This window comes from Microbacterium alkaliflavum (genome assembly GCF_044325405.1).
Taxonomy (GTDB): Bacteria; Actinomycetota; Actinomycetes; order Actinomycetales; family Microbacteriaceae; genus Microbacterium; species Microbacterium alkaliflavum.
In genome coordinates this window covers 614235-640689 of sequence record NZ_JBIQWL010000002.1, presented here as the reverse complement: position 1 = coordinate 640689, position 26455 = coordinate 614235, and the positions used below count along the sequence as shown (strand labels likewise).

Annotated in this window: 21 protein-coding genes; 17 read left to right on the top strand and 4 right to left on the bottom strand. The window is 70.4% G+C overall.

The window, feature by feature from the left end:
• The first annotated feature begins 86 nt into the window (after positions 1 to 86).
• Positions 87 to 527, top strand: a complete 441-nt coding sequence (locus ACH3VR_RS07940; RefSeq protein ID WP_396640211.1) for a GNAT family N-acetyltransferase — start codon at positions 87 to 89, stop codon at positions 525 to 527.
• 6 nt (positions 528 to 533) lie between these two features.
• Here ACH3VR_RS07940 and ACH3VR_RS07935 read toward each other — a convergent pair whose 3' ends face one another.
• Positions 534 to 809 carry a hypothetical protein gene (locus ACH3VR_RS07935; protein ID WP_396640210.1) on the bottom strand — a complete coding sequence of 92 codons (276 nt, stop codon included), beginning with the start codon at positions 807 to 809 and terminating at the stop codon, positions 534 to 536.
• Between the two features lie 150 nt (positions 810 to 959).
• On the opposite strand from ACH3VR_RS07935, the gene ACH3VR_RS07930 reads away from it, so the two are divergent.
• From ACH3VR_RS07930 to ACH3VR_RS07900, 7 genes are all read left to right on the top strand, one after another.
• Complete coding sequence (locus ACH3VR_RS07930) at positions 960 to 2381, top strand: alpha,alpha-trehalose-phosphate synthase (UDP-forming) (RefSeq protein WP_396640209.1); 1422 nt, start codon at positions 960 to 962, stop codon at positions 2379 to 2381.
• Complete coding sequence (gene otsB / locus ACH3VR_RS07925) at positions 2378 to 3169, top strand: trehalose-phosphatase (protein WP_396640208.1); 792 nt, start codon at positions 2378 to 2380, stop codon at positions 3167 to 3169. Before ACH3VR_RS07930 ends, otsB begins: the two co-directional genes overlap by 4 nt.
• 10 nt (positions 3170 to 3179) lie before the next feature.
• Positions 3180 to 4898, top strand: coding sequence for a dihydroxy-acid dehydratase (gene ilvD, locus ACH3VR_RS07920; protein ID WP_396640207.1), 1719 nt, complete (start codon positions 3180 to 3182; stop codon positions 4896 to 4898).
• A gap of 46 nt (positions 4899 to 4944) precedes the next feature.
• Complete coding sequence (locus ACH3VR_RS07915; protein ID WP_396640206.1) at positions 4945 to 6753, top strand: acetolactate synthase large subunit; 1809 nt, start codon at positions 4945 to 4947, stop codon at positions 6751 to 6753.
• A 3-nt stretch (positions 6754 to 6756) separates the two neighbouring features.
• Positions 6757 to 7266, top strand: coding sequence for an acetolactate synthase small subunit (ilvN, locus tag ACH3VR_RS07910; protein WP_396640205.1), 510 nt, complete (start codon positions 6757 to 6759; stop codon positions 7264 to 7266).
• A 50-nt stretch (positions 7267 to 7316) separates the two neighbouring features.
• The gene (gene ilvC / locus ACH3VR_RS07905; protein WP_396640204.1) at positions 7317 to 8342 is read left to right on the top strand and encodes a ketol-acid reductoisomerase; all 1026 of its coding nucleotides are present in this window, start codon (positions 7317 to 7319) and stop codon (positions 8340 to 8342) included.
• A 168-nt stretch (positions 8343 to 8510) separates the two neighbouring features.
• Entirely contained in the window at positions 8511 to 9353 is an 843-nt protein-coding gene (locus ACH3VR_RS07900) for a peptidoglycan-binding domain-containing protein (protein WP_396640203.1), read from the top strand.
• Positions 9354 to 9356: 3 nt separating this feature from the next.
• On the opposite strand, the gene ACH3VR_RS07895 is transcribed toward ACH3VR_RS07900, so the two are convergent.
• Complete coding sequence (locus ACH3VR_RS07895) at positions 9357 to 13517, bottom strand: nSTAND1 domain-containing NTPase (protein WP_396640202.1); 4161 nt, start codon at positions 13515 to 13517, stop codon at positions 9357 to 9359.
• Between the two features lie 159 nt (positions 13518 to 13676).
• On the opposite strand from ACH3VR_RS07895, the gene ACH3VR_RS07890 reads away from it, so the two are divergent.
• Complete coding sequence (locus ACH3VR_RS07890; protein ID WP_396640201.1) at positions 13677 to 13988, top strand: hypothetical protein; 312 nt, start codon at positions 13677 to 13679, stop codon at positions 13986 to 13988.
• 122 nt (positions 13989 to 14110) lie between these two features.
• Positions 14111 to 17338: a lamin tail domain-containing protein gene (locus tag ACH3VR_RS07885; protein ID WP_396640200.1), complete on the top strand. Its 3228-nt coding sequence runs from the start codon at positions 14111 to 14113 to the stop codon at positions 17336 to 17338.
• Positions 17339 to 17354: 16 nt separating this feature from the next.
• On the opposite strand, the gene ACH3VR_RS07880 is transcribed toward ACH3VR_RS07885, so the two are convergent.
• On the bottom strand, positions 17355 to 18191 hold the full coding sequence (locus ACH3VR_RS07880) for a class II glutamine amidotransferase (protein WP_396640199.1): 837 nt from the start codon (positions 18189 to 18191) through the stop codon (positions 17355 to 17357).
• Positions 18192 to 18304: 113 nt separating this feature from the next.
• On the opposite strand from ACH3VR_RS07880, the gene ACH3VR_RS07875 reads away from it, so the two are divergent.
• The 3 genes from ACH3VR_RS07875 (at position 18305) to serA (ending at position 20923) form a co-directional block, all read left to right on the top strand.
• Complete coding sequence (locus tag ACH3VR_RS07875; RefSeq protein ID WP_396640198.1) at positions 18305 to 18850, top strand: DNA polymerase III subunit gamma/tau; 546 nt, start codon at positions 18305 to 18307, stop codon at positions 18848 to 18850.
• Positions 18847 to 19194, top strand: a complete 348-nt coding sequence (locus ACH3VR_RS07870; protein WP_396640197.1) for a bacitracin resistance protein — start codon at positions 18847 to 18849, stop codon at positions 19192 to 19194. The genes ACH3VR_RS07875 and ACH3VR_RS07870 overlap by 4 nt, the downstream gene beginning before the upstream one ends.
• A 124-nt stretch (positions 19195 to 19318) precedes the next feature.
• Entirely contained in the window at positions 19319 to 20923 is a 1605-nt protein-coding gene (serA, locus tag ACH3VR_RS07865) for a phosphoglycerate dehydrogenase (protein WP_396640196.1), read from the top strand.
• Positions 20924 to 21116: 193 nt separating this feature from the next.
• Here serA and ACH3VR_RS07860 read toward each other — a convergent pair whose 3' ends face one another.
• A complete protein-coding gene (locus ACH3VR_RS07860) occupies positions 21117 to 21662 on the bottom strand; it encodes a TetR/AcrR family transcriptional regulator (RefSeq protein WP_396640195.1) in 546 nt (181 codons plus the stop codon).
• Positions 21663 to 21715: 53 nt separating this feature from the next.
• On the opposite strand from ACH3VR_RS07860, the gene ACH3VR_RS07855 reads away from it, so the two are divergent.
• The 4 genes from ACH3VR_RS07855 (at position 21716) to ACH3VR_RS07840 (ending at position 26450) form a co-directional block, all read left to right on the top strand.
• Positions 21716 to 23248, top strand: coding sequence for an MFS transporter (locus ACH3VR_RS07855; RefSeq protein ID WP_396640194.1), 1533 nt, complete (start codon positions 21716 to 21718; stop codon positions 23246 to 23248).
• A gap of 134 nt (positions 23249 to 23382) precedes the next feature.
• Positions 23383 to 24435 (top strand): 3-isopropylmalate dehydrogenase, encoded by a 1053-nt coding sequence (locus ACH3VR_RS07850; RefSeq protein WP_396640193.1) that lies wholly within the window; start codon positions 23383 to 23385, stop codon positions 24433 to 24435.
• 57 nt (positions 24436 to 24492) lie between these two features.
• Positions 24493 to 25599 (top strand): branched-chain amino acid aminotransferase, encoded by a 1107-nt coding sequence (locus ACH3VR_RS07845; protein WP_396640192.1) that lies wholly within the window; start codon positions 24493 to 24495, stop codon positions 25597 to 25599.
• Positions 25600 to 25682: 83 nt separating this feature from the next.
• Positions 25683 to 26450 carry a fumarylacetoacetate hydrolase family protein gene (locus ACH3VR_RS07840; protein WP_396640191.1) on the top strand — a complete coding sequence of 256 codons (768 nt, stop codon included), beginning with the start codon at positions 25683 to 25685 and terminating at the stop codon, positions 26448 to 26450.
• Positions 26451 to 26455: the final 5 nt, after the last annotated feature.

The window sequence follows — 26455 nt, the reverse complement described above, 5'->3', positions numbered from 1 at the left end:
CAGGGGATTCCGGGCGAGACCGAGGGCAGCGCCCTCGGTCTCGCCTGGGATCCCCTGTGTCAGCCGAATGTCGTAGCGTCTTCGACATGGTGAGCATCGCGCCCCTGACCCCCGCCGATCGCGACGAGTGGATCGCGCTGTGGCGCGGGTATCTGTCCTTCTACGAGACCGCCCTCGCCGACGACGTGACCGAGTCGACCTTCGAGCGTCTCGTCGCGGGCGAGGATATGCACGGCGCGATCGCGCGGGATGACGCAGGCCGAGCCATCGGCATCGTGCACTGGCTGACGCACTCCGCGACCTGGTCGACCACGCCCTACTGCTATCTCGAAGACCTCTTCGTCGCGCCTCAGACGCGCGGCCTCGGCGCGGGAGGATCGCTCATCGAGTACGTGCGCGCGTGGGCCGAGACCAACGGATGCCACAAGGTGTACTGGCTCACGCACGAGCGGAACACGGTCGCCCGTGCCCTCTATAACCGGGTCGCGACGCAGTCGGGCTTCGTGCACTACGAGATCCGGTTCTGACGCGGCCTACTGGCCGTACAGGCGGCGCTTGCGCACGAGCCGCTTCTGAAGCAGGCGCTCCTCCTGTCCCGCGATGGGGGAGTCGGGGTCGACGACGTGCCCGCGCTCGGCGCGACCGATGTCGATGATCGTGCCGATGGCGAGGGTGAGCGAGATGGCCCAGCTCACGAACGCCAGCGCGACCCGCCACGTGAACGGCGCGTTGCCGCGCACCGCGCGAAGCAGCCCGACGCCGCCGAGGATGACGCCGAACAGGCCCGTGCCGAACAGGTACTTGCGCATATCGCCCACGCTATCGGCCCGCTGCCCTTCGGCGCACCGCCCGGATCGCCGAGGATGCCGCGCCTAGCACACGTCGCCCGAAGCCGCATACCCCGGTCGGCCTCGCGGGGGCGCTGTTAGCCTGGTCGCATCTACGGAACCGGAGTGAATGTGACGCTTGCTGACCTTGTCGTCGTCGCCAACCGGCTTCCTGTGGACCGCGTCTCCGATGCCGACGGCGGCGACGGGTGGCGCAGGTCACCGGGAGGCCTCGTCACGGCGCTCGAGCCCGTCATGCGCCGTGAGGACGGCGCATGGGTCGGATGGCCCGGCCAGCCCGACCTGGAGGTCGAGCCCTTCGAGTTCGAGGGGACGCATCTGGTTCCCGTCGCGCTCAGTGCCGACGAGGTGGAGAACTACTACGAGGGCTTCTCCAACGACACGATCTGGCCGCTGTACCACGACGTCATCGCGGCCCCCCAGTACCGACGGGTGTGGTGGGAGGCCTACGTCCGGGTCAACCGCCGATTCGCCGAGGCCGCGGCATCCGTTGCGGCCGAAGGCGCCACCGTGTGGGTGCAGGACTACCAGCTGCAGCTCGTCCCGCAGCTGCTGCGCACCGCGCGCCCCGATCTCACGATCGGCTACTTCCACCACATTCCGTTCCCCGCATACGGCCTGTACTCGCAGCTCCCGTGGCGTCGCCAGGTGCTCGAAGGGCTCCTCGGCGCCGATGTCATCGGCTTCCAGCGGGTGACGGATGCCTCGAACTTCGCCCGTGCCGTGCGGCGCCAGCTGCGCTACGAGACCAAGGCGACGGGCATCCGCGTCCCCGATGCCGACGGCACGACGCGGCTCGCACTCGCGAAGGCGTTCCCGATCTCGATCGATGCGACCTCGTACGCCGATCTCGCCCGGCGCCCCGACATCCGCGCCCGCGCGGCGGAGATCCGCGAGGGGCTCGGAAATCCCCACACCGTCTTCCTCGGGGTCGACCGGCTCGACTACACGAAGGGCATCCGCCACCGCCTCAAGGCGTTCGGCGAGATTCTCGAGGACGGCCGCCTCGGCGTCGAGAACGCGACGCTCGTGCAGGTGGCGAGTCCGAGTCGCGAGCGCGTCGAGTCGTACATCCAGCTGCGCGACGAGATCGAGCTCATGGTGGGGCGCATCAACGGCGACCATGACACCGTCGGGCACACCGCCATCCGGTATCTTCATCAGGCGTTCCCGCGCGAGGAGATGGTCGCGCTGTTCCTCGCCGCCGACGTCATGCTCGTGACGGCTCTGCGCGACGGCATGAACCTCGTCGCGAAGGAGTACGTCGCGAGCCGCATCGACAACCGCGGCGTGCTCATCCTGAGCGAGTTCGCGGGCGCCGCCGACGAGCTCGGCAGCGCCGTGCGCATCAATCCGCACGACATCGACGGCCTCAAGGACGCCATGATGCGCGCCGCCGAGATGCCCGCCGCCGAGCAGGGCCGGCGCATGCGCGCCCTCCGCCGCAAGGTCATCGAGAACGACATCTCGGCCTGGTCGGCCTCGTTCCTCGCGGCGCTCGACGCCGTCCGCACCCAGAAAGACGCCCGATGACTCCCGCCCCCCTCGCCACCGAAGACTCGCTCGCGGCCATCGCCGCGACGCCGCGGCTTCTCGTCGCCCTCGACTTCGACGGAACGCTCTCGCCCCTCGAGGACGAGCCGATGGATGCCCGCATGCTGCCCGCCGCGCGCGACGCCCTCGAAGCGCTCGTCGCGGTGCCCGACACGTTCGTCGCACTCGTGTCGGGCCGGAGCCTCCACGACCTGCGGCTCATCGCCGAGCATGCCGACGACTCGCGCATCTACCTGGCGGGGTCCCACGGCGCCGAGCACTGGATCCCCGGAGAGGGTGCGATCGAGCCGCAGGACGACGAGGGCGACGTCGAACTGCGCGACCGCCTGCGCCGTGAGGCGGAGGAGGCGACGAGCGACCTCGAAGGGATCTGGATCGAGCCCAAGACGTTCGGCTTCGGCGTGCACACGCGAAGGGCGGACGCTGCCGACGCGGATGCCGCGAACCGCCGCGTCGATCGCATCGTCGAGGCCGAGGCGCCGCACTGGCGTCGGCGCACGGGCCACAACATCGTCGAGTACGCCTTCCGGCATGAGGGGAAGGACACCGCCGTCGCGGCGCTGCGCGAGCGCGTCGGCGCGACCGCCGTGCTCTTCGCCGGCGACGACGTGACCGATGAAGACGCGCTGCGCAAGCTCGGGCCCGACGACCTCGGCGTGCATGTGGGGGTGCGCCCCACGTCAGCGCGCGTGTCCGTGCGCGACATCCCGGCGATGGCCGACCTCCTGGCCTCGCTCGCGGCTCAGCGGTCGCACGCGCGGGAATAGACTTCGAGTCATGCCCCAGCCGTCTGAAGACACCGAGAACGCGATCGACATCAAGCCCCGCAGCCGGGTCGTCACAGACGGCATCGAGGCGACGACCTCGCGCGGCATGCTCCGTGCCGTCGGCATGGGCGACGAGGACTGGGACAAGCCCCAGATCGGCATCGCGTCGAGCTGGAACGAGATCACCCCCTGCAACCTGAGCCTCGACCGGCTCGCGCAGGGCGCGAAGGAGGGTGTGCACGCCGGTGGCGGCTACCCGCTGCAGTTCGGCACGATCTCGGTCTCGGACGGCATCTCGATGGGCCACGAGGGCATGCACTTCTCGCTCGTCAGCCGCGAGGTCATCGCCGACTCGGTCGAGACCGTCATCATGGCCGAGCGCCTCGACGGCTCCGTGCTCCTCGCCGGCTGCGACAAGTCGATCCCGGGCATGCTCATGGCCTCAGCCCGCCTCGACCTGTCGAGCGTCTTCCTGTACGCCGGTTCCATCGCGCCGGGCTGGGTCAAGCTCAGCGACGGCACCGAGAAGGACGTCACGATCATCGACTCGTTCGAGGCCGTCGGGGCGTGCCTCGCGGGCAAGATGAGCGAGGCCGACCTCAAGCGCATCGAGTGCGCCATCGCCCCGGGCGAGGGCGCGTGCGGCGGCATGTACACGGCCAACACGATGGCCTCCGTCGCCGAGGCCCTCGGCCTCTCGCTGCCGGGCTCGGCCGCGCCGCCCTCGGCCGACCGCCGCCGCGACTACTTCGCGCACCGTTCGGGCGAGGCGGTCGTGAACCTGCTCAAGCAGGGCATCACGACGCGCGACATCCTGACCCCCGAGGCGTTCGAGAACGCGATCGCCCTCGCGATGGCGCTCGGCGGCTCGACGAACGTCGTGCTGCACCTCCTCGCGATCGCGCGCGAAGCCGAGGTCGAGCTGAACCTGCACGACTTCAACCGCATCGGCGACAAGGTCCCGCACGTCGCCGACATGAAGCCCTTCGGCAAGTACGTCATGAACGACGTCGACCGCCACGGCGGCATCCCGGTGATCCTGAAGGCGATGCTCGACGAGGGCCTCATCCACGGAGACGCCCTCACCGTCACGGGCAAGACGATGGCCGAGAACCTCCGCGCGCTCGACCCCGACCCGGTCGACGGCACCGTCATCCACAGCTTCGCCGATCCGATCCACGAGAAGGGCGGCATCACGATCCTGCACGGGTCGATCGCGCCCGAGGGCGCCGTCGTGAAGTCGGCCGGATTCGACAGCGACGTGTTCGAGGGTCCCGCCCGCGTGTTCGAGCGCGAGCGCGCCGCGATGGACGCGCTGGAGGCCGGCGAGATCAGCGCCGGAGACGTCGTCGTGATCCGCTACGAGGGCCCGAAGGGCGGTCCCGGCATGCGCGAAATGCTCGCCATCACGGCCGCCATCAAGGGCGCGGGGCTCGGAAAAGATGTACTACTCTTGACGGACGGACGATTCTCAGGCGGCACAACCGGCCTGTGCATCGGCCACATAGCACCCGAAGCGGTGGACGCTGGTCCCATCGCCTTCGTGCGCGATGGTGATCTGATACGGGTCGATATCGCGGCTCGCACTCTCGACCTACTCGTCGACGAGGCTGAGCTGAGCTCCCGCCGCGAAGGCTGGGAGCCCCTTCCTCCGCGCTATACCCGTGGCGTCCTTGCCAAGTACTCCCGTCTCGTGCGCTCCGCTTCCGAGGGCGCCGTCACCGGGTAACTCGGTTTCCGACATCCTTTCCTCGTCGAGATACGAAGGTCCCATCATGTCTGCCGACTCCGTCACGGCCGTGCCCCGGCCGCCCGCCCGAACCGCGTCCTCCGCTGCGCCGGTGCTCACCGGCGCAGAGGCGGTCGTCCGCTCGCTCGAGCTGCTGGGGGTGACCGATGTGTTCGGTCTCCCCGGCGGCGCCATCCTCCCCGTCTACGACCCGCTCATGGACACGTCCGAGATCCGGCACATCCTCGTGCGCCACGAGCAGGGCGCCGGCCACGCGGCCGAGGGCTATGCCGCGGCATCCGGTCGCACGGGCGTCGCGATCGCGACGTCCGGCCCCGGAGCCACGAACCTGGTCACCGCGATCGCCGACGCCTACATGGACTCCGTGCCGATCGTGTGCATCACGGGCCAGGTGTTCTCGAACCTCATGGGGACGGATGCCTTCCAGGAGGCCGACATCGTGGGCATCACGATGCCGATCACGAAGCACTCCTTCCTCGTGAAGCGCCCCGAAGAGATCCCCGCCGCGATCGCCGCCGCGTTCGAGGTCGCCGGCACGGGCCGACCCGGCCCCGTGCTCGTGGACATCACGAAGGACGCCCAGCAGGCCGAGGCGCCGTTCATCTGGCCGCCCAAGGTCGACCTGCCCGGCTACCGCCCTGTCACGAAGGCGCACGGCAAGCAGATCCAGGCTGCCGCCCAGCTGCTCGCGACGGCCAAGAAGCCCGTGCTCTACGTCGGCGGCGGCGTGATCCGCGCCCACGCCTCGGACGAGCTCCTGACGCTCGCCGAGACGACCAACGCGCCCGTCGTCACGACGCTCATGGCGCGCGGAGCGTTCCCCGACTCGCACTCGCAGCACCTCGGCATGCCCGGCATGCACGGGACGGTGCCCGCGGTCCTGGCGCTGCAGGAGGCCGACCTCCTCGTGGCCCTCGGCGCGCGCTTCGACGACCGGGTCACGGGCAAGGCCGCGCTCTTCGCGCCCCATGCCCAGGTCGTGCACGTCGACATCGACCCCGCCGAGATCTCGAAGATCCGCACCGCCGACGTGCCGATCGTGGGCGACGTGCGCGACGTGCTCGTCGACCTCGACGCCGCCTACCGCACGGCGATCGAGGGCGCACAGCCCGACATCGCCGAATGGTGGTCGTTCCTCGATGGCCTCCGCGACGAGTTCCCGCTGGGCTACACGCAGCCCAGCGACGGCCTCATGTCGCCGCAGTACGTCATCTCGCGCATCGGCGAGCTCACGGGGCCGGAGGGCGTCTATGCCGCCGGCGTCGGGCAGCACCAGATGTGGGCGGCCCAGTTCATCAAGTACGAGCGCCCCAACTCGTGGCTCAACTCGGGCGGCGCCGGCACGATGGGCTACTCGGTGCCGGCCGCCATGGGCGCGAAGGTCGCCGAGCCCGATCGTCACGTGTGGGCGATCGACGGCGACGGATGCTTCCAGATGACCAATCAGGAGCTCGCGACCTGCGCGATCAACAACATCCCGATCAAGGTCGCGATCATCAACAACTCGTCGCTCGGCATGGTGCGCCAGTGGCAGACGCTCTTCTACGACGGCCGCTACTCGCACACGAACCTCAACACGGGCCACGGCACGGTGCGCATCCCCGACTTCGTGAAGCTCGCGGAGGCGTACGGCTGCCTTGCGATCCGCGTCGAGAAGGAAGAGGACGTGGATGCCGCTGTCAAGACGGCGCTCGAGACGAACGACCGTCCGGTCGTGATCGACTTCGTCGTGAGCGCCGACGCGATGGTCTGGCCGATGGTGCCGCAGGGCGTCAGCAACAGCTATGTCCAGTACGCGCGCGACCACGCGCCGGCGTTCGAGCAGGAGGACTGAGCCATGCCCAGCCACGTGCTGAGCCTCCTCGTGGAGGACAAGCCGGGTCTGCTGACCCGCGTCGCGGGCCTGTTCGCCCGTCGCGGCTTCAACATCGAGTCGCTCGCGGTGGGCGTCACCGAGGTGCCGGGCCTGTCCCGCATCACGGTCGTCGTCGACGTCGAGGAGCTCCCGCTCGAGCAGGTGACGAAGCAGCTCAACAAGCTGGTCAACGTCATCAAGATCGTGGAGCTCGACCCCGTCGCGTCCGTGCAGCGCGAGCACATGCTCGTCAAGGTGCGCGCCGACAACCAGACGCGCTCCAACGTGCTCGAGGTCGTCAACCTCTTCCGCGCGCAGATCGTCGACTACGCGCCCGACGCGCTGGTCGTCGAGGTGACGGGCGATAAGGGCAAGGTCGAGGCCTTCCTGCGCGCCCTCGAGCCGTTCGGCATCAAGGAGCTCGCCCAATCGGGCCTGCTCGCGATCGGCCGCGGCGGCAAGAGCATCACCGAGCGCGTTCTGCGCGGCTGACGCACAGCATCCATCAACTTCCCGAACCGCAATCAAGGAGAAACACGAAGATGGCTGAACTCATCTACGACGCCGACGCCGACCTCGGCCTCATCCAGAGCAAGAAGGTCGCGATCGTCGGCTACGGCTCGCAGGGCCACGCCCACGCGCAGAACCTGCGCGACTCGGGCGTCGAGGTCGTCATCGCCCTCAAGGAGGGCTCGAAGTCGACGGAGAAGGCCCAGGACGAGGGCTTCGAGGTCAAGTCGGTCGCCGACGCCGCCGAGTGGGCGGATGTCATCATGATCCTCGCGCCCGACCAGCACCAGCGCGGCATCTACAACGACTCGATCAAGGACAACCTGAAGCCCGGCAAGGCGCTCGCGTTCGCGCACGGCTTCAACATCCGCTTCGGCTACATCGAGGCGCCCGAGGGCGTCGACGTCATCCTCGTCGCGCCGAAGGCGCCGGGGCACACGGTGCGTCGCGAGTATGTGGCGGGTCGCGGCATCCCGGACATCATCGCGGTGGAGCAGGATGCCTCGGGCCAGGCCTGGGACCTCGCGAAGTCGTACGCGAAGGCGATCGGCGGCACGCGCGCCGGCGTCATCAAGACGACGTTCACCGAGGAGACCGAGACCGACCTCTTCGGCGAGCAGGCCGTCCTCTGCGGCGGTGTGTCGCAGCTCGTCGAGTACGGCTTCGAGACGCTGACCGAGGCCGGCTACCAGCCCGAGATCGCCTACTTCGAGGTGCTGCACGAGCTCAAGCTCATCGTCGACCTCATGTGGGAGGGCGGCATCGCCAAGCAGCGCTGGTCGGTCTCCGACACGGCCGAGTACGGCGACTACGTCTCGGGCCCCCGCGTCATCGACCCGCACGTCAAGGAGAACATGCAGGGCGTGCTCGCCGACATCCAGTCGGGAGCCTTCGCGAAGCGCTTCATCGACGACCAGGACAACGGCGCCAAGGAGTTCTTCGAGCTCCGCGAGAAGGCCGCGCAGCACCCCATCGAGGGCGTCGGCCGTGACCTGCGCTCGCTCTTCGCATGGAAGCAGCAGGACGCGGACTACACCGAGGGCTCGGCCGCGCGCTGACCCTCGCCTGATACCAGCCGGCACACCCGCTCGGCTTTCGCCGGCCGTCGTCGCTCCCACCCGGAGCGGCGGCGGCCGGTTCTTGTCGCGTGCGCCGACCGAGTGGTTGCCGCTAGCCTCGCACCGAGGGGATCGCTCCGATCCGGGGGAGACGGAACAGGAGCACAGATGAACGTCGAACCGTGGAGCACGGTCGGTCAAGGGGCCACCGGGGCCGTCGTGAAGGGGATCCAGTACCTCCTGCGCGCGCAGGGGCACATGGTGGACCCGGACGGCATCTTCGGGCCCGCCACGAAAGCGGCCGTGGTCGCCTTCCAGTCGGGCCCTGGTCTTCCCGCGGACGGTGTCGTCGGTCCCGTGACCTGGCCGCTGCTGGTCGTGCCGGCGAGCCAGGGATCGACGGGCGACGCCGTGCTCGCCGTTCAGCAGTTCGGGCTCGTGCAGTCGCCCCAAGAAGTGCCGCCGGTGCCCGACGGGTCGTTCGGGCCGGCGACCAAGGAGCGGGTCGAGTTCTTCCAGTGGTCGTGGGGCCTCACGATCGACGGCATCGTCGGCCGCGAGACGTGGTCCTTCCTCAGCACCCTCGCACCCGGGCCGCGCCCTTGGGCTCTCGTCAAGCAGGGCTCGAAGCAGTCGACCAACTGGCGCGTGCTCGCGGCGCAGCACCTGCTGCGGGCTCACGGTGCGTCGATCCTCGCCAACGGCGACTTCGATGCCGCGAGCGGCGCAGCGGTGACCGCCTACCAGAAGACGCTCCGCGCCACCGAGGTCTCGACGACGCTGGGGCAGCTGGACTGGCCGGCGATCATCGTGACGGTGCGCCGGAACGATCACGGCGAGGCGGTCAAGGCCCTGCAGACGCTGCTCCCGGGTGAGCTCGCGATCGACGGCGACTTCGGCCCGGCCACCGAGAACGCGGTGCGCGAGTATCAGCAGCTGTTCGCGCCGCCCGTCGACGGCGTCGTCGGCCCGATCACGTGGCACTCGATCCTGCTGCAGGGCCTCGAGTGAGCGTCAGGAGCCCAGCTCGTCGCATGTCGCCACCTGCGGCTCGCCGGGGAAGTAGGTGCTCCACTCGGCGGCGCTGAACTCGCGCCCGGCGAGGGCGCACGCGGCACGCGCTTCCGCGTCCGGGCGGAGGTCCCACGCGAGCACGCCGTTGGGCGAGTTGGTGAGCAGCGTCTTGCCGTCGGCGGTCAGGAAGCCGCCCGGCCAGCCCTGAGGGGTGTCGCCGTCGATCGTGTCTCCGAGCGGGATGTCGGCCGTGAGATCGTACAGGCGCAGCCGATTGTCGTAGCCGACGTTGAGCAGGGTCTTCTCGTCCAGGCTCGCCATGAGGAGCTGGCTGCCGCCGTCGGCCTGAGCCAGAGTCGAGGACGGCTCGAAGGTCTTCGGGTCGACTCGTTCCACGGATTCCCCGCCCGCGGCGATGATGGCACCCGATGGGGTGATGACGACGCGGTCCCTGTCGGGGAGACCCTGCGCCAGCATCTTCCCGTCGGAAAGGCGGAACAAGGCCGACTGCGACTTCCCGAGACCGAAGTCGAGCCAGTCGATCACGACGAGTCTTCCGTCCATCGACTCGCTGATCGACTGCACGTAGTCGAAGGGCGAATCGGGCACGGCGAGGGTCGCGCCGACCTGCCTCCCGGTCGACGGATCGAACGCGACCGACTTGCCGTCGAATGAAGCGAAGGCATCAGGCCCCCAGCCGCCGTCCGTCAACGCGAAGTCGTGCGGAAGACCGGGAATGCGGTATGGATGCTGCGTCCCGGTGGCGATGGTCTGAAGGCCCTCGACGCCCTGGTCCTCGTGGTAGAAGTCGACGGTTGCCGTGCTGAGCAGCGCCATCCCGTCGGCCTCGATGCCCGTCGGAGAATCCGTCCCGAGGGTCCAGAGCTGAGCCGGTCCATCGTCGATCGGCACCGTGTTGATGAATCGGCCGTCGGCGCTGGGCGGGTCGACGATGGCACGTCCCCGCGCGATCGGCTGAATCGCCGCTCCGCTCCCGTCGAGGCGCCACCGCATCCAGCTCGCACTGGATCCGGCGTCGATCAGGATGGTGTCGTCGTCGATCACCCCGATGCGGTATGAATCGTCGAATTGCGTGTGCACGGCGCGGCCGGTGCGCAGGCCCGTTGCCGGGTCGAGCACGGCGACGGTATCGAGCCCCGAGCAGACGAGCACGCCCGAGTGCGTCAGCGCGAGGTTGAAGCAGACGTCCGAGAAGCTCACCGGCCGTTCCCACACGACGGCCCCCGTCGCGGGTGTGACTTTCGCCAAACCGTCGCGACCCGAGGCGATGAGTCCTCCAGCGGCGTCGGCGAGCAGCCAGTTGTCGGCGTAGCGGGCGCTGAGCGCGATCGACCGCACGAGTGCGAGCGTCTGGCGATCGAAGATGTCGACCCGATCGGCCACCGCAGCGGCGACCAGCCGATCGTCGAGGACCGCCACGCCGTTGTACAGACCGCCCTGTCCGGAGAAGTCGTCGAAGGCTGCGGGGCTCGACGTGCGCACATCGCCGGTGCGGGTGCCGACCGCGATGAGGTCCCCGGTGATGGGGTGCACGAGGTAGGCGACCGACCCGTCGCCACCGAGATCGATGTGAGTGCTGGTGCGGATCTTGAGCAGCTGGCTTCCGGGCAGCTCGGTGCCGGCGACGAGATCGACGAAGGTCAGCTGGTTCCAGCAGCATGTCGGGTCGTCCGGATCGACGGAGACCGGACTCTGTATGACAGCGACGCGTCCGTCACCGCTCACATCGACATCACGGGAGTTCGCGAACCAGCGATCGGGGACGTCGAGCTCCACATCCAGCTTGCGCACGACGTCTCCCGTCGCGGTCTCGACGATCTCGAGCGCGCTGCCGGCGGCGCCGTCTCGGACGCGGAGGGCTCTCGTCGTCCCCGGAATCATCCTCGTGATCGTGCGGTCCGCGCCCTTCGTGCGATGCGTGTCGAGCAGGCCGTTCGCCGACGTGATCGTGCCGAGCAGGGCGGAGCGCACGCGCGCGTCACCGGGCCAGCGGCGATACGCCTCGGCGGCGAGAAGGGCCGCGGCATCCCGATCGTTCTCGCGCAGCGAGAGGGAGGTCGCCGTGACCGCCTCGATCTGGGCATCCTTGGCCGCGGCGGCCGCGTCCTGCCCGCGCACGACGGCCAGGCTGCCCGCCACGACGGCGGCGACGAGGAGGAGCCCGGCGACGGCGAGCGCGCCGCGCAGCACCCGGTTGCGCCGCTTCTCGTGCGCCGCCCGCTCGCTCAGCTCGCGCAGAACCCCCTGCGAATGGAGATCGGATGCCACGAGGTAGGCCCGCTCGACCGCTGTCAGGTCAGGATCGGCGGCATCGCGCCACGTGAGGGCGCTGTGCAGCCGCGCTCCGCGCAGCAGGTCGTCGTCATCGTGCTCGCCGGCTTCCCAGGTCGCCGCGGCGCCCTCGATGGAGCGCAGCGTGCGGGCGCCGTCCGCGTCTTCTTCGAGCCACGCGTCGAGCCGCGGCCAGGCCGTTGCGACGGCCTCGTGCGCGACCACCACGGCGTCGCCATCGAGCGTCACGAGACGCCCGCGGACCAGACCCTCGAGCACGCGGCGGCGCCTCGGGTCGGCCAGGAGCGGATCGGCCGGCACCCGGCGCCGCGTGGAGATGCCGTCGGCGCCGCGGTCGACGAGGCGGAGCAGCAGCGAGCGGCAGATCGCCTGATCCTCAGGGGAGAGAACGCGGAACGCCTCCTCGGCAGACTGCGCGATCGCACCCGGGATGCCGCCCGAGAGCCGGTAGCCCTCGACGGTGAGGGTGGCACCCTCGCGCCGTGACCAGGTCTCCTGCATCGCGTGGGACAGGTGCGGGAGCGTCGAAGAACGGTCGCCGGCGTCGCGGACGGCGACCTCGACGAGCCCCGGCTCGAGGGCGAGCCCCGCCTGGCGGGCCGGCTGTTCGATGGCGCTGCGGTACGCGGCATCCGTCAATCCGCCCAGGAGGTACACGCCGCGACCGATCTCGTCTCCGATTTCCGGCAGCGCACGCAGCGCGTCGAGCGCGTCGGAGCGTGCGGTGAGGAGGATCGTCCCGCCGCCGTCGAGGAATGTCCGTGCGACCTCCGCGAACGCGGCGCTGTCTTCGATCCTGAGGAGCTCTTCCGCCTGATCTACCGCGACGAGGTGTGCGCGCTCGACCGCGCGGCCCAGTGCAGCGGCCCCGTCGACGCTGGGCCGGATCACCTCGACGACGCCCCCGCGCGCCCGCAGACGGGGGACGAGGCCGGCGAGCAGGAGCGACGACTTGCCGGTGCCTGACGCGCCGGCGATCGTCACGATCGCGCCGGGTGCGACGCGGTCGAGGAGGATTTCTATGTCGCCGTCGCGGCCGAAGAACACCTCCGCATCGTCGGGGCCGAATGGCCTGAGGCCGGGATAGGGACAGACGCCGATGGTGGGCGGGAGCGGGATCGGCGCGTCGAGAGCGGGATCGCGGCGCAGCATCGCGAGCTCGAGCTCCGCCAGCCGCGGGCCGGGCTCGATGCCGAGCTCGTCGGCGAGGCGCTCGCGTGCCCGCCGCACGACCGCGAGGCCTTCGGCCTGCCGGTTCGCGCGGTAGTTGGCGAGGGCGACGATCGCCCAGCGGTCCTCCCTGAGCGGCTCTTCACGCAGCAGCCGCTCCGCATCGGCGATGACGGATCGGTGCTCGCCCGCGGCGAGCCGCGCGTCGAGCAGCTCCTCTTCGGCGCTCGCGCGGATCTCGTTGAGCCTCATCGCCTCGACGACGCCGGGCTCCCAGCGCGTGACGTCCTGGAGGGGCGCGCCGCGCCACAGCGCGAGGGCTCGGCCATAGGCATCCACCGCACGATCCTGCTCGCCCCGCAGGGCATGGCCGCGTGCGGTCGAGACCAGCCGCTCGAACCTGACGGCGTCGATCGCGTCCGGATCCAGCCCGAGGCGGTACTCCCAGCCGAGTGTCTCGATGCTCGTCCGGCCGAGGCGTGCGCGGATGCGTGCGATCGAATTGCGGATCTGCTGCTCCCACGTGCGCGGGGGAGTCTCACCCCACCAGGCCTCGGCGAGCTCGGCCGGTGCGATCGTCGATCCCGCCCGCACGATGAGCGCGGACAGCACCGTCCGCTCGCGAGGGCTGAGCGGATCGGTTCCGGTCTCGAGTGGGCCGAGCACCTTGACGACCATGACGGAAGTGTCGACCCCCGGCTGCGCGCCGGTCAACGGGTGCGCGTCACCACGGATATCGGCCGGATATCGCCCGACGCGTCGGCGGATATGCGGTCGGCGCACGGTCGATATCGAACGACCGGCCGCCCGTGGCCGGCGAAATCAGGAGACGAAGCCATGAACACCACATCCATCGCACGAGCGATCGCCGCGGCCGTCATCGTGGGCGGCGCCCTCGGACTGAGCGGGTGCGCCACCGCGACGCTTCCCCCGGGTCCGCAGCCGATCCTCGTGCCGCAGCAGGCGCCCGCCGACCAGACGCTCGTGAAGGAGTACGCAGGCCGCCCGGCCGATCGCGTCGCGGAAGAGCTGCAGCGGCGGGTGGGTGCGGGAGAGCTGCCCTCCTCGACATGCCGGCGCCACACCGTGGTCGAGCACCCTGACGGGGGCTACCACCTCGTCTGCACGATGCCCGCGCCCGCGAAGTGACCGTCAGCGCGCGGTCTCGCGTTCGCGGCTGCGCGTGACCGAGGCATCCTCTCGCGTTCACCTCCTCCTCTCGACGCGGGCGGCGGGCGTTCACCCCGCGGCGCGACGGTGGGCGTGTGCGGATGCTCCGGCCCGTCGCGGCCTCCTCGCTCGTGTTGTGTCTTGCGCTTGCCGCATCCGTGCCGGCGGAGGCGGCCGAGCCGCCGGACGCGGTCGCCGCGGCAGCCGGCGACGTCGTGATCTCGGAGATCGCCGCGGAAGCACCCACGCACGGCTTCTTCGAGCTGCAGAACGGCGCCGACCACGCCGTGGATCTCTCGGGCTGGACCGTGTACCGCTGCGACGCCGAGGGGCTGCGGGTCAAGCCGACCGCACCCGATGCCGTGCTCGACGGTGTCGTGCTCGTGCCGGGTGAGAGATTCCTCGCGGCGCAAGCGGGCGGACGATGGGATGCCGCGCCCGACGCCGTCTTCGCCGAGCCCCTGTCATCGCTCGGATTCGGCCTCGTGCTCCTCGCGCCCGACGGCGCCGTCGCCGACGGCGTCGGCGTGTACCCGTCGGAACCGGCGCCGACCGAGGGGGAATGCGGCGACGGCAACCTCCCCGTGGCGCTCGCCGGTGCGCTCGACGAGAGCTGGCAGCGCACCGCGTCAGGGGACTGGGTGCGCGCCAGGGCGACGCCGGGTGAGGCCAACGCCGAGGCGGCCGACACCACGACGGACGAGCCCGTGCGCATCGACGAGATCGCCGCGGCCGGGCCCGCCGGACACGGTGACGACCTCGTCGAGCTGCGCAACACGGGCGGGGCGCCCGTCGATGTCGGCGGCTGGCGCGTCTATCGCTGCACGGCTCTCGGCACGACCTCGGCCGCGACGCTGCAGTACTCGTTCCCGGAGGGGCGGTCGCTCGCCGCGGGGGAGCGCTTCGTCGTGGTCGGCCCCGATTTCACGGGAGAAGCCGACGCGCGCGCGGCGATCTCGCTCGCCGACGTCTTCTCGGGCGTCCTGATCGCGACGGCCGACGGCCGGCGGGTCGACGGCGTGACGGTGTCCTCGGAGCGCGACACGGCGTGCCAGACGGGCGACGAAAAGCTCTCCGGCATCCTCGACTACCGATCGGGTGAGAGCTGGCAGCGCACGCCCGCGGGGGAGTGGCTCATCGCGCCGCGCACGCCGGGTGCCCGCAACGCGGCGACCGACACGCGGCTCGCCGCCGAGGCGTTCGCCTATCCCGAGCAGCGGGGAGTGGCGATCAGCGAGCTCGCCACCGACCCTGCGCTCGACCGGAACGACTACGCGCGCCACACCTTTGTCGAGCTCGGCAACTACGGCACGGATGAGGTCGACGTGTCGGGCTGGAGGCTCGTCGCGTGCACGGCCGACGGCTTCCGCTCGACCGAGGACCTCGCCACGATCGCGCCGGGCACGACGATTCCGCCCGGTGCGACGTGGCTCGCGGCGCTCGCGGGGACGGATGCCGCATCCCGTGCCGACGCCGTCTTCTGGGCGCCGTTCGCCCTCGCGGGTGCCGGGGTGTGGGTCGAAGACGCGCACGGCGACCGCGTCGACAGCGTCGGCGTGTACCACCGCAACGAGATGGATGAGAGCGTCGAACGGTACAGCCCCTGCACGAAGGGCCTCGCCCTCGCGACGTTCGCGGTGGACCGGCTGCGCGGCGAGACCTATCAGCGCGCAGGCTTCGCGGGCGACGATGCGAGCGACTTCGTCGCGGCCGGCGCCACCCCGGGCGTCCTCGACCTGCGCGAGCCGCCCGATCCCGATCGCCTGCTCGCCGAGGCGGGGACGCAGCCGATCGCCGCGTCGGCCGATGCACCCGCCGAGCCGCGGCTCACCCGCGCCGTCGCGACATCAGGCGTGCCTGCCGAGGTGCGTGTCGCCGTCGCGGGCGCGTCCGCCGCGCCGCTCACGACGCTGAGCGCGCCCGGTGAGCATGAGGTGACGCCCGACGCGCTGCTCGCGCGCGATGAGGCGTACGGCCTCCCCTACGTGCGCCTCGAGGTCGCGCTGCCCGTGGAGGGCGGCGTCGTGTCATGGTCTGGCCGAACCGTGGGCCGCAGCGCCGTGCGCCTCTCGGTCTGGGATCGGGGTGCCGCGGCCTGGCGCCCGCTCGACACCGCGTCGGGTGCCCAGAGCGCCGCCTCGACGGTGGCGGAGGCATCCCTCACGCTGTCGGGTCGCGCGCTGCCCGCTGAGGTGAGCGACGGGACGGCTCAGCTGCTCGTCCAGGTCGTCCCCCGCGCGGACGCCCTCGCCACGGAGGGCGGCGGCATCGCGCAGCGTGGCGATTACGACGTCGCGCTCGCGCACCTCACCGACACGCAGTACTACTCGGAGGCGTACCCCGAGGTGTACGCGGGCGAGATCGCGTGGATCCTCCGCAATGCGCAGGCGCGCAAGATCGGGTTCGCGATCCACACGGGCGATCTCATCCAGAACTGGGTCGACCCGGACATGCGCGAGGACCGCGCGCGGCGGGAATTCGCAATCGCTTCGCGCTTCGAGGCCGGGCTCGATGAGGCAGGGCTGCCGAACAGCGTGCTGCCGGGCAATCACGACAACAAGCGCGGTGTCACGAACGACCTGTTCAACGAGTACTTCGGACCCTCGCGCTATGCCGGCCGGTCCTGGTACGGCGGATCGGTCGCGCCCGACGACAACAGTGCGAGCTGGTCGTGGTTCCAGGCCGGCGGCGCGAGGTTCGTCGTGCTGTCGCTCCCGTACGCCTATGGCGAGCGAGAGATCGTGTTCGCCGAGCAGGTCGTGGCGCAGCATCCCGATGCCAACATCGTGATCGCGACCCACGAGCACGTCGCCCCCAAGTCGGAGGGCGTCGCCGCTTCGCGCTCGAACTCGTCCAGGTGGGTGTCGCACGCCGACCTGCTGTGGAACCGGGTCATCGCGCCGAACCGCAACGTCGTGCTCGTGCTGTCGGGGCACTTCCACGGCATCGGCGCGATCGTGACCGAAGACGCCGGCGGCATCCCCGGCCACACCGTCGTCGAGGCCCTCGCCGACTACCAGGAGTTCCGCACGCACACGGGGGAGCGGGCGACCGGGTTCCAGCGCCTCCTCCAGCTCGACCTCGCCGCCGGAATGCTGGCCGTCGACACGTTCTCGGTGCCGCTGAGCGCGACGGCGAGCTATCCGTTCGACTACGGGCAGTTCGTCGTCGACGACGGCAGCGAAGGCGTCGAATCGAACGAGCGGCCGTGGAACGTCGTCGACGCGGGACTGCAGCACCGCTACACCGAGGCCGACGACTCGTTCTCCGTTCCACTCGCCCTGCAGCACGCGAAAGCGGTCGAAACGGATGCCGTGACCCTCCGCTGACCCGCAAGGCTGCTGGTCAGTCGGCGAGGAAGGGCTCCGTATGGAAGTCGTCGGGGTCGAGGACCGTGACGGTGGACTCAGGCACTTCGATGAAGGCGCCCGGCAGGTCGCTCAGCGGTTCGGACACGACGACGCGCGCCTTCGCGCCGAACCGGTGCAGCTTCTCGTTGTGCGGGTAGGTCTCCTGCAGCGTCGCCATGTCGGCCGAGTGGAACAGGGTGCGGGAGCGGCCCACCGTCGAGTAGCGGAACGCCCACAGGGTGCGGCCGTCGCTCACCGCGAAGGTGCCCTGGACGACATCGCGGATGCCGAACCCGTCGGCGGTCTTCTCGACGTGGCGGATCGCGCGTCCGAGCCCGCGGATCGGGTCCTCCTGCAGGCCGTACGTGACGGCGAGATGGAAGAGCACCTCGGAGTCGGTCGTACCGCGGATGTGCGGGAACAGCTCCGGATCGACCGCGAGCATGAGGTCGCGACGCAGGCGGGAGAAGTGCGCGAGCCCGCCGTTGTGCATGAACAGCCAGTGTCCGTGCCGGAAGGGGTGGCAGTTGGTCTGCTGGATGGGCGGTGCCGCCGCGGCCCGCACGTGCGCGAGGAACAGCGGGCTCTCGATCGCCTGCGTGAGCTCGCGCAGGTTCTCGTCGTGCCAGGCCGGCTCGATGCTGTGGAACATGGCGGGCGGTGTGCCGGGCGCGGCATCCTTCCCGTACCAGCCGACCCCGAACCCGTCGCCGTTGACCGTCTCGAAGCCGAGCGGCGAGTTGAGCGACTGCGCGACGAGCGAGTGCTTCGTCTCGAGGATCAGAGTGGACGGCTGCAGCGGTTCTCCCGCATAGGCGAGCCAGCGGCACATGCGATCACCCCCAGGTGGCGGCGCCTTCCTCGGCGCCGTGCATGCCCGAGGCTAGCGGGCCAGCGGGGTCGCGTCATCCGATCCGGGGGAGACCGCGCCACTACGCTGGGGGAGTGACCCGCGGACGCGACGATGACGCCCTGAGCTGGGACGGCGACGACGATCCGACGCTCGACGTCGGCAGCGGTTCGCCCGCCGACGCCGATCCGGTCCCCGAGCCTGTCGAGGGGTCGAAGCCCACGCCCTTCGAGGAACAGTCGCCCGCCGACGCCGCTCCGGTCCCAGAGTCCGACTCGGTCCCCGAGCCTGTCGAGGGGTCGAAGCCCGAGCCTCCTGAGGAACTCGGGGAGGAGCCCGAGCGCCGTCAGATGAGCAGCGCGGCGCTCGTCGGTCTCGGCATCCTGGGCGGCGTCTACCTGCTCCTCACTCTGGGCTGGCTGCTCGGAGCCGCGCGGCTGCAGCTCGTCGCGTCGCTCTTCCTCGAGCCCGCGGCCTTCCAGATCACGCTGTGGCTGGCGGTCGCCGCGCTGCCGCTGTGGTTCGTCACGGTCCTGTGGCTCACCCGCACCGGGCGCTCGTGGCTGCGCTTCGTACTGCTCGTCGCGGGTGCCGTCCTCCTCATCCCCTGGCCGTTCGTCCTCGCGGGAGCGCTGCTGTGACCACCGCCGAAGCATCCGTCCGCAAGCCCGCCCTTCCGGTCTGGCTCATCGTCACGATCGCCGGCGTCTTCGCGCTGCTCTACGCCTACGTCGTCTGGACGGCACTCGGATTCCTCATCCAGCAGGCGAGCGGCGTCGAGGGTCTGAGCGGCTACGGCTGGTTCGTCCTGATCCTGCCGATCGTCTTCCCGATCGTCGTCTTCGGCGCCGCGTTCGCGATCGGCTGGCGCCGGCGCGCAGGCCAGTTCGCGCTCGTCATGCTCACCGGCCTCGCTCTCGTCGCGGCGTTCTGGCTGAACGTCTTCGCCTACGCCGCCGCTTCGACGGCGCTCTACGGCGGCTGACGAGCGTCACACGGTCGGGGCCGGCGCCGGGCGCACGGTAGGCTGGCACCGCCGGCCCCGACGCTGTGCGGCACGGCATCCCCACCGTCTCTGCCGCCGTGCACCGCCCCGAAGGTCTTTCGCCGTGTCCAAGCCCGTCGTCCTGATCGCCGAAGAACTCTCACCCGCCACGATCGACGCCCTCGGCCCCGACTTCGACGTGCGCAACGTCGACGGAACCGATCGTCCCGCCCTGCTGACCGCGCTCGCCGACGCGAACGCGGTGCTGATCCGCTCCGCCACCCGCATCGACGAGGAGGCGATCGCCGCAGCGCCCCTCCTCAAGGTCGTCGCGCGCGCGGGCGTCGGACTCGACAACGTCGACATCAAGGCGGCCACGACCGCGGGTGTCATGGTCGTCAACGCCCCGACGTCGAACGTCATCTCGGCCGCCGAGCTCACGGTCGGCCACATCCTGAGCCTCGCGCGCCACATCCCTGCCGCGCACGCCTCGCTCGCCGCCGGCGCCTGGAAGCGCAGCTCGTTCACCGGAACCGAGCTCTTCGAGAAGACGGTCGGCATCTTCGGCCTCGGCCGCATCGGCGCGCTCGTCGCCGAACGCCTGCGCGCCTTCGGTGTGCGCGTCGTCGGCTACGACCCCTACATCACGCCGGCTCGCGCGCAGCAGCTCGGCGTCGAGCTGCTCTCCTTCGACGACGTGCTCCGCCAGGCCGACTTCGTCACCGTGCACATGCCGAAGACGCCCGAGACGACCGGCATGATCTCGACTGAGCAGTTCGCGCTCATGAAGCCGACCGCGTGCGTCGTCAACGTCGCACGCGGTGGACTCATCGACGAGGAGGCGCTGCACGAGGCCCTCACGAGCGGCCGCATCGCGGGCGCCGGCCTCGACGTCTTCACGAGCGAGCCCCCCAAGCCCGACACGGCCGCCGCTCGTCTGGTCGCCCTCCCCAACGTCGTCGGCACCCCGCACCTCGGCGCGAGCACCGCCGAGGCGCAGGAGAAGGCCGGCGTTTCCGTCGCCCGCTCGGTCAAGCTCGCGCTCGAAGGCGACCTCGTGCCCGACGCCGTCAACGTCGCCGGCGGCGTCATCGACCCGTTCGTGCGCCCCGGCATCGCCCTCGTCGAGATGCTCGGCCAGTTCTTCACGGGCCTCTCCCACTCGGCGCTCACGAGCCTCGACATCGAGGTGCGCGGCGAGCTCGCCGCCTACGACGTCAGCGTGTACAAGCTCGCGGCGCTCAAGGGCATCTTCACGAACATCGTGAGCGAGAACGTCTCCTACGTGAACGCCCCCCTGTTCGCCGAGCAGCGCGGCATCGACACGCGACTGATCGTCGAGGCCGAGAGCCCGCTGTACCGCAACATCACGATCCTCCGCGGCACGCTCGCCGACGGCACGGTGCTCACGGTCGCCGGCACGCTCGCCGGCACCCGCATGGTGCCGAAGGTCGTCGGCATCAACGGCTACGAGATCGAGGTGCCCTTCGAGCGGTACCACGTCGTCATGCGCTACGCGGACCGCCCCGGCATCGTCGCGATCTACGGCAAGGAGCTCGGCGACGCCGAGATCAACATCGCCGGACTCCAGGTCGCCCACCCCGACGCGACCGGCCGCGCGCTCTCGGTGCTCACGGTCGACTCGCCCGTGCCCGACGACATCCTCGAGCAGATGCGCACGGCCGTCGGCGCCGACCTCTTCCGGCAGATCGAGATCGCCGAGGTCTGATCGTGTCGGCGCCGGAGTTCCGCAGCCTCGCGCTCGAGGGACTCCGGCGCTTCGACTGCGGCGACGTCATCCCCGTCGCCAAGCCGCGGAAAGCCCCCGCGCATTCCCGGAGATTCAGCCCCCGAACCTCAGGAAGAGCACCTCGCGAGGACCCTCAGCAATGCCGGGGGAGTGAAGGTCGCCGCCGGACGGGTCAGCCCCGCGCGGCGGCCTCGACGAGGGCGATGAGCCTGTCGAGATCGGCGCCCTTCGGCACGGCGCCCGAGACGACGCCGCCCTCGAGGGCGTTGTTGAAGTAGAGCCCGTCGCTCACGAGCATCACGAGGTCGAGGGCCGCGGCGTCCTTCGCGTGCGGTCGCAGCGCCTCCTGCCAGCGCAAGCGCATGTCGCGGAGCGCGGTTCCCGCCGCGCCCGAGCCGCCCTGGGCCAGGCGTGACACCGCGATGATGGCGCGGTCGAGCGGATCGTCGTCCATGACCGACGTCCGCAGGAAGTAGGAGACCGCACCCTCGGGGGCGGCCGCCATGAGCGCGATGTCGTCGTCGACGAGCGCGCGGAGTCGCTCGATGAGGCCGGCCTCGAGGGCCTCCTTCGACGCGAAGTGGTAGAGCAGCCCGCCCTTGGAGACGCCCGCGGCGCGCGCCGTGGCATCCATCGTCGCCGCGCGCTCACCCGACTGGATGAGCGTCGCCTCGAACGCATCGAGCACGCTCTCACGGGCGCGGGGAGGTCGGCTCATTCCTCGATCGTACCGACGGGATTCTGATACTATACCGGCTGGACGGGTTAGAAATGATGACACTCACTCAGGAACTCCGCATCGCCGACGAGCGCGCCGAGCGCGTCGGCTGGCGCGGCTGGGCCGCGCTCGTCGTGCTCATGCTGCCCGTGCTGCTCGTCTCGGTCGACAACACGGTGCTCAGCTTCGCGCTGCCGCAGATCGCGCTCGACCTCGAGCCGAGCGGCGCGCAGCAGCTGTGGATCATCGACGCGTACCCGCTCGTGCTCGCGAGCCTGCTCGTGACGATGGGCACCCTCGGCGACCGCTTCGGACGGCGGCGGATGCTGCTCATCGGCGCCACCGGCTTCGCGCTCGTCTCCGCGGCCGCCGCCTTCGCCCCGACGGCGGCGCTCCTCATCGCCGCTCGTGCCGCGATGGGCGTCTTCGGGGCGATGCTCATGCCGTCGACGCTGTCGCTGCTGCGGAGCATCTTCACCGACCGCGACCAGCGCCGCCTCGCGATCGCGATCTGGGCATCGATGTTCTCCGCCGGCTCCGCGCTCGGCCCCATCGTCGGCGGCTTCCTCCTCGCGCATTTCTCGTGGGGCTCGGTCTTCCTCATGGCCGTGCCCGTGCTCATCCCGCTGCTCGTCCTGGCGCCGATCCTCGTGCCGGAGAGCCGCGACCCGCACCCGGGCCGCCTCGACCCGCTCAGCATCCTGCTGTCGCTCGGCACGATGGTGCCGATCGTCTACGGCATCACCGAGATCGCGGTGCACGGGTTCAGCCCGACGATCGCGGTGCTCTTCGCCGTGGGCCTCGGGTTCGGCATCCTGTTCGTCCGTCGCCAGCTGCGCGCCGAGACGCCCATGCTCGACATGCGCCTCTTCCAGCGTGCGACGTTCACCGGAGCGCTGCTCGTCAACCTCCTGAGCGTCATCGCGCTCGTCGGGTTCCTCTTCTTCGTCGCGCAGCACCTGCAGCTCATCGTCGGACTGTCGCCGATGGATGCGGGCTTCGCGCTCGTGCCGGGCCTCGCCGCCATGATCGTCGCGGGACTCGTCGTCGTGCCGATCTCGAAGCGGTTCTCGCCGCGCATCGTGGTGCCGGGCGCGCTCACGCTGTCGATCGCGGGCTACGTCACGATCGCGGTCGTGGCGGGCAGCGACAGCCTCGTCGCCATCATCGCGGCCTTCGTCGCGCTCGGCATCGGCATCGGCATGGCAGAGACCGTCTCGAACGAGCTCATCCTCTCGAGCGCGCCGCCGTCGAAGGCGGGGGCCGCGAGTGCCGTCTCCGAGACGGCGTACGAGCTCGGGGCCGTGCTCGGCACGGCGATCCTCGGCGGCCTGCTCACGGCGCTGTACCGCGGGGGCCTCGTGCTTCCCGAGGGCCTCTCGCCGTCGGAGGCCGTCGCAGCACGCGAGACGCTCGCGGGCGCGATGCACACCGCTGACAGCCTGGGCGGCGCGCTCGGCGATGCGGTTCGGGATGCCGCATCCCACGCCTTCGACGCAGGCGTCACGACGACGGCTCTCATCGGCGCGGCGCTCGTCGCGATCGCGGCCGTCGTCGCGGCGACGATGCTGAGCCGCTCCCGCTGACTCCCCGTCCGCGAGCCGATACGCCTCCGTCGAGCCGACACGCTTCCGACCGTCGGAAGCGTGTCGGCTCGTCGCGACCGTATCGGCTCGACACACCGACGGGGATCCAGACGCTGCGGCTCTAGGCTGGAGGGATGCCACGCGTCGTCAAGCTCGCCGTCATCCCGGGTGACGGAATCGGTCCCGAAGTCATCGCCGAGGCGGAGAAGGTGCTGGATGCCGCGACCTCCGGCAGCGGCATCCAGTTCGACAAGACACGGTTCGAGCTGGGCGCCGCGCGCTTCCTCGAGACGGGCGACACGCTCACCGATGCCGATCTCGACGCGATCAAGGGCAACGACGCGATCCTCCTCGGCGCCGTCGGGGGAGTGCCCGGCGACCCCCGCCTGAAGGACGCCAACATCGAGCGCGGCCTGCTGCTCAAGCTCCGGTTCGAGCTCGACCACTACGTCAACCTGCGCCCGTCGAAGCTGTATCCCGGTGCGCCCGGCCCGCTCGCCGACCCGGGCGACATCGACTTCGTGGTCGTGCGCGAAGGCACGGAGGGCCCGTACGTCGGCAACGGCGGCTCGATCCGTCGCGGCACGCCGCAGGAGGTCGCCAACGAGACGTCCGTCAACACCGCCTTCGGCGTGGAGCGCGTCGTGCGCTACGCGTTCGACCTCGCCGAGCGCCGCCGCAAGAAGCTCACGCTTGTGCACAAGACGAACGTGCTCGTGCACGCGGGCGGCATCTGGAAGCGCGTCGTCGACGAGGTGGCGAAGGAGCATCCCGAAGTCGCCGTAGACTACATCCACGTCGACGCGGCCACGATCTACCTGGTCACGAACCCCGGTCGCTTCGATGTGATCGTCACCGACAACCTCTTCGGCGACATCCTGACTGACCTGGCCGGCGCCGTCACCGGTGGCATCGGTCTCGCCGCTTCGGGCAACATCAACCCCGACGGCGCGTTCCCCTCGATGTTCGAGCCCGTGCACGGTTCGGCGCCCGACATCGCGGGACAGCAGAAGGCCGATCCCACGGCCGCGATCCTGTCCATCTCCCTGCTGCTCGATCACCTCGGGCTGCGGGACGAAGCCGACCGCGTGACCCGCGCGGTCGAGGACGACATCGCAGACCGCGGCACCGCGAGCCGCACCACCGCGCAGATCGGCGACGCGATCGCCGCGCGACTCCAGGCGTAACCTGGAAGCCGCGCGCCGCCGACGTCGCCGCACCAGACATCTCAGTCAGGACACGACATGACCCTCATCGACACCGACCCCGACACCGGACTCGCCCCCCTCGAGTTCGCCGTCACCAAGAACCTCGCCGCCAAGAGCCCGGCCCAGCGCGAGGAGATCCTCGCCGATCCCGGCTTCGGCAAGAGCTTCACCGACCACATGGTCGACATCTGCTGGTCGGTGAACGGCGGCTGGCACCGCCCGCGCGTCTCGCCGTATGGCCCCATCACGCTCGACCCGGCGGCAGCCGTGCTGCACTACGGCCAGGAGATCTTCGAGGGCATCAAGGCCTACCGCCACGCCGACGGCTCGGTGCACACCTTCCGTCCCGACCAGAACGCGCGCCGCCTGCAGCGCTCGGCGCGGCGTCTCGCGCTGCCCGAGCTGCCCGTGCCGTACTTCCTGCAGTCGCTTCGCGAGCTCATCGCCGTCGACGGCGCGTGGGTGCCGTCGGGCGAGGATCAGAGCCTGTACCTGCGCCCGTTCATGTTCGCCAAGGAGGCCTTCCTCGGCGTGCGCCCCGCGCACAAGGTCGCGTACTACCTGATCGCAAGCCCTGCCGGCCCGTACTTCCCACGCGGCATCGCGCCCGTCTCGATCTGGCTCAGCGAGGAGTACGCGCGTGCCGGCAAGGGCGGCACGGGTGCGGCGAAGACGGGCGGCAACTACGCCGCGAGCCTGCTCCCTCAGTCGGAGGCGTACGAGAACGAGTGCGACCAGGTCGTCTTCCTCGACCAGGACCGCAACGTCGAGGAGCTCGGCGGCATGAACGTCGTGTTCGTCTACAAGGACGGCACCCTCGTGACGCCGCAGTCCGACTCGATCCTCGAGGGCATCACGCGCGACTCGATCCTGCAGCTCGCGGTCGACCGCGGCCACAAGGTCGAGGGCCGCGCGGTCTCGTTCGACGAGTGGCGCCAGGGCGTGGCATCCGGCGACATCGTCGAGGTGTTCGCGTGCGGCACGGCCGCCGTCGTCACCCCGATCGGCCTGCTCAAGGGCAAGGACTTCCTCGACGAGCAGCCCTCGGGCACGCTCGCGCTCGAGCTGCGCCAGGAGCTCACCGACATCCAGTACGGCCGTCGCGAAGACAAGCACGGCTGGCTGCTGCGCCTCGACGCCTGAGGCTTCGACGAGAGAACGTGATGAGGGGTGGATGCGGAGGCATCCGCCCCTTCGCGTGTGCGGCGCGTCGCTAGGCTGACCTGGTGAGGATCGCCCGCTTCAGCCACCAGGACGCCATCCGCTTCGGCATCGTCGATGAGGGCGAGCTCGTCGTCCTCGCGGGCGACCCGATGTTCGCGGGCTTCGACACCACGGGTGAGCGCGTTCCGCTTCGCGACGTCGCCCTCCTTGCGCCGGTCATCCCGCGCTCGAAGGTCGTGTGCATCGGCCGCAACTACCGCGAGCACGCGGCCGAGCTCGGCAACGAGGTGCCCGCGGCGCCCATGCTGTTCTTCAAGCCCAATACGGCGGTCGTCGGTCCCGGCGACGCCGTCGTGCTGCCGAAGCACTCCGACTTCATCAGCTTCGAGGGCGAGCTCGCCGCCGTGATCGGGCGGATCGCCAAGAACGTCTCGGCGTCCGACGCCCTGGACTATGTCTTCGGCTACACGATTGCCAACGACCTCACGGCACGCGACTGGCAGAAGACGGACGGGCAGTGGGCGCGGGCGAAGGGCTTCGACACGTCGTGCCCGCTCGGCCCCGCCATCGAGACCGAGTTCGACCCGGCCGGACCCGCCACCCTCACCACGCTCCTCAACGGCGAGGTCCGCCAGCAGGGACCGATCACCGACATGATCTTCTCGCTCGCCGAGATCATCGAGTTCGCGTCGGCTGCCTTCACGCTGCTGCCCGGCGACGTGATCCTCACGGGCACGCCCGCCGGCGTCGGTCAGATCGTCGCGGGCGACACCGTCGAGGTCGAGATCAGCGGCCTCGGCATCCTCCGCAACACCGCGCGCGCTGCCTGACGGCG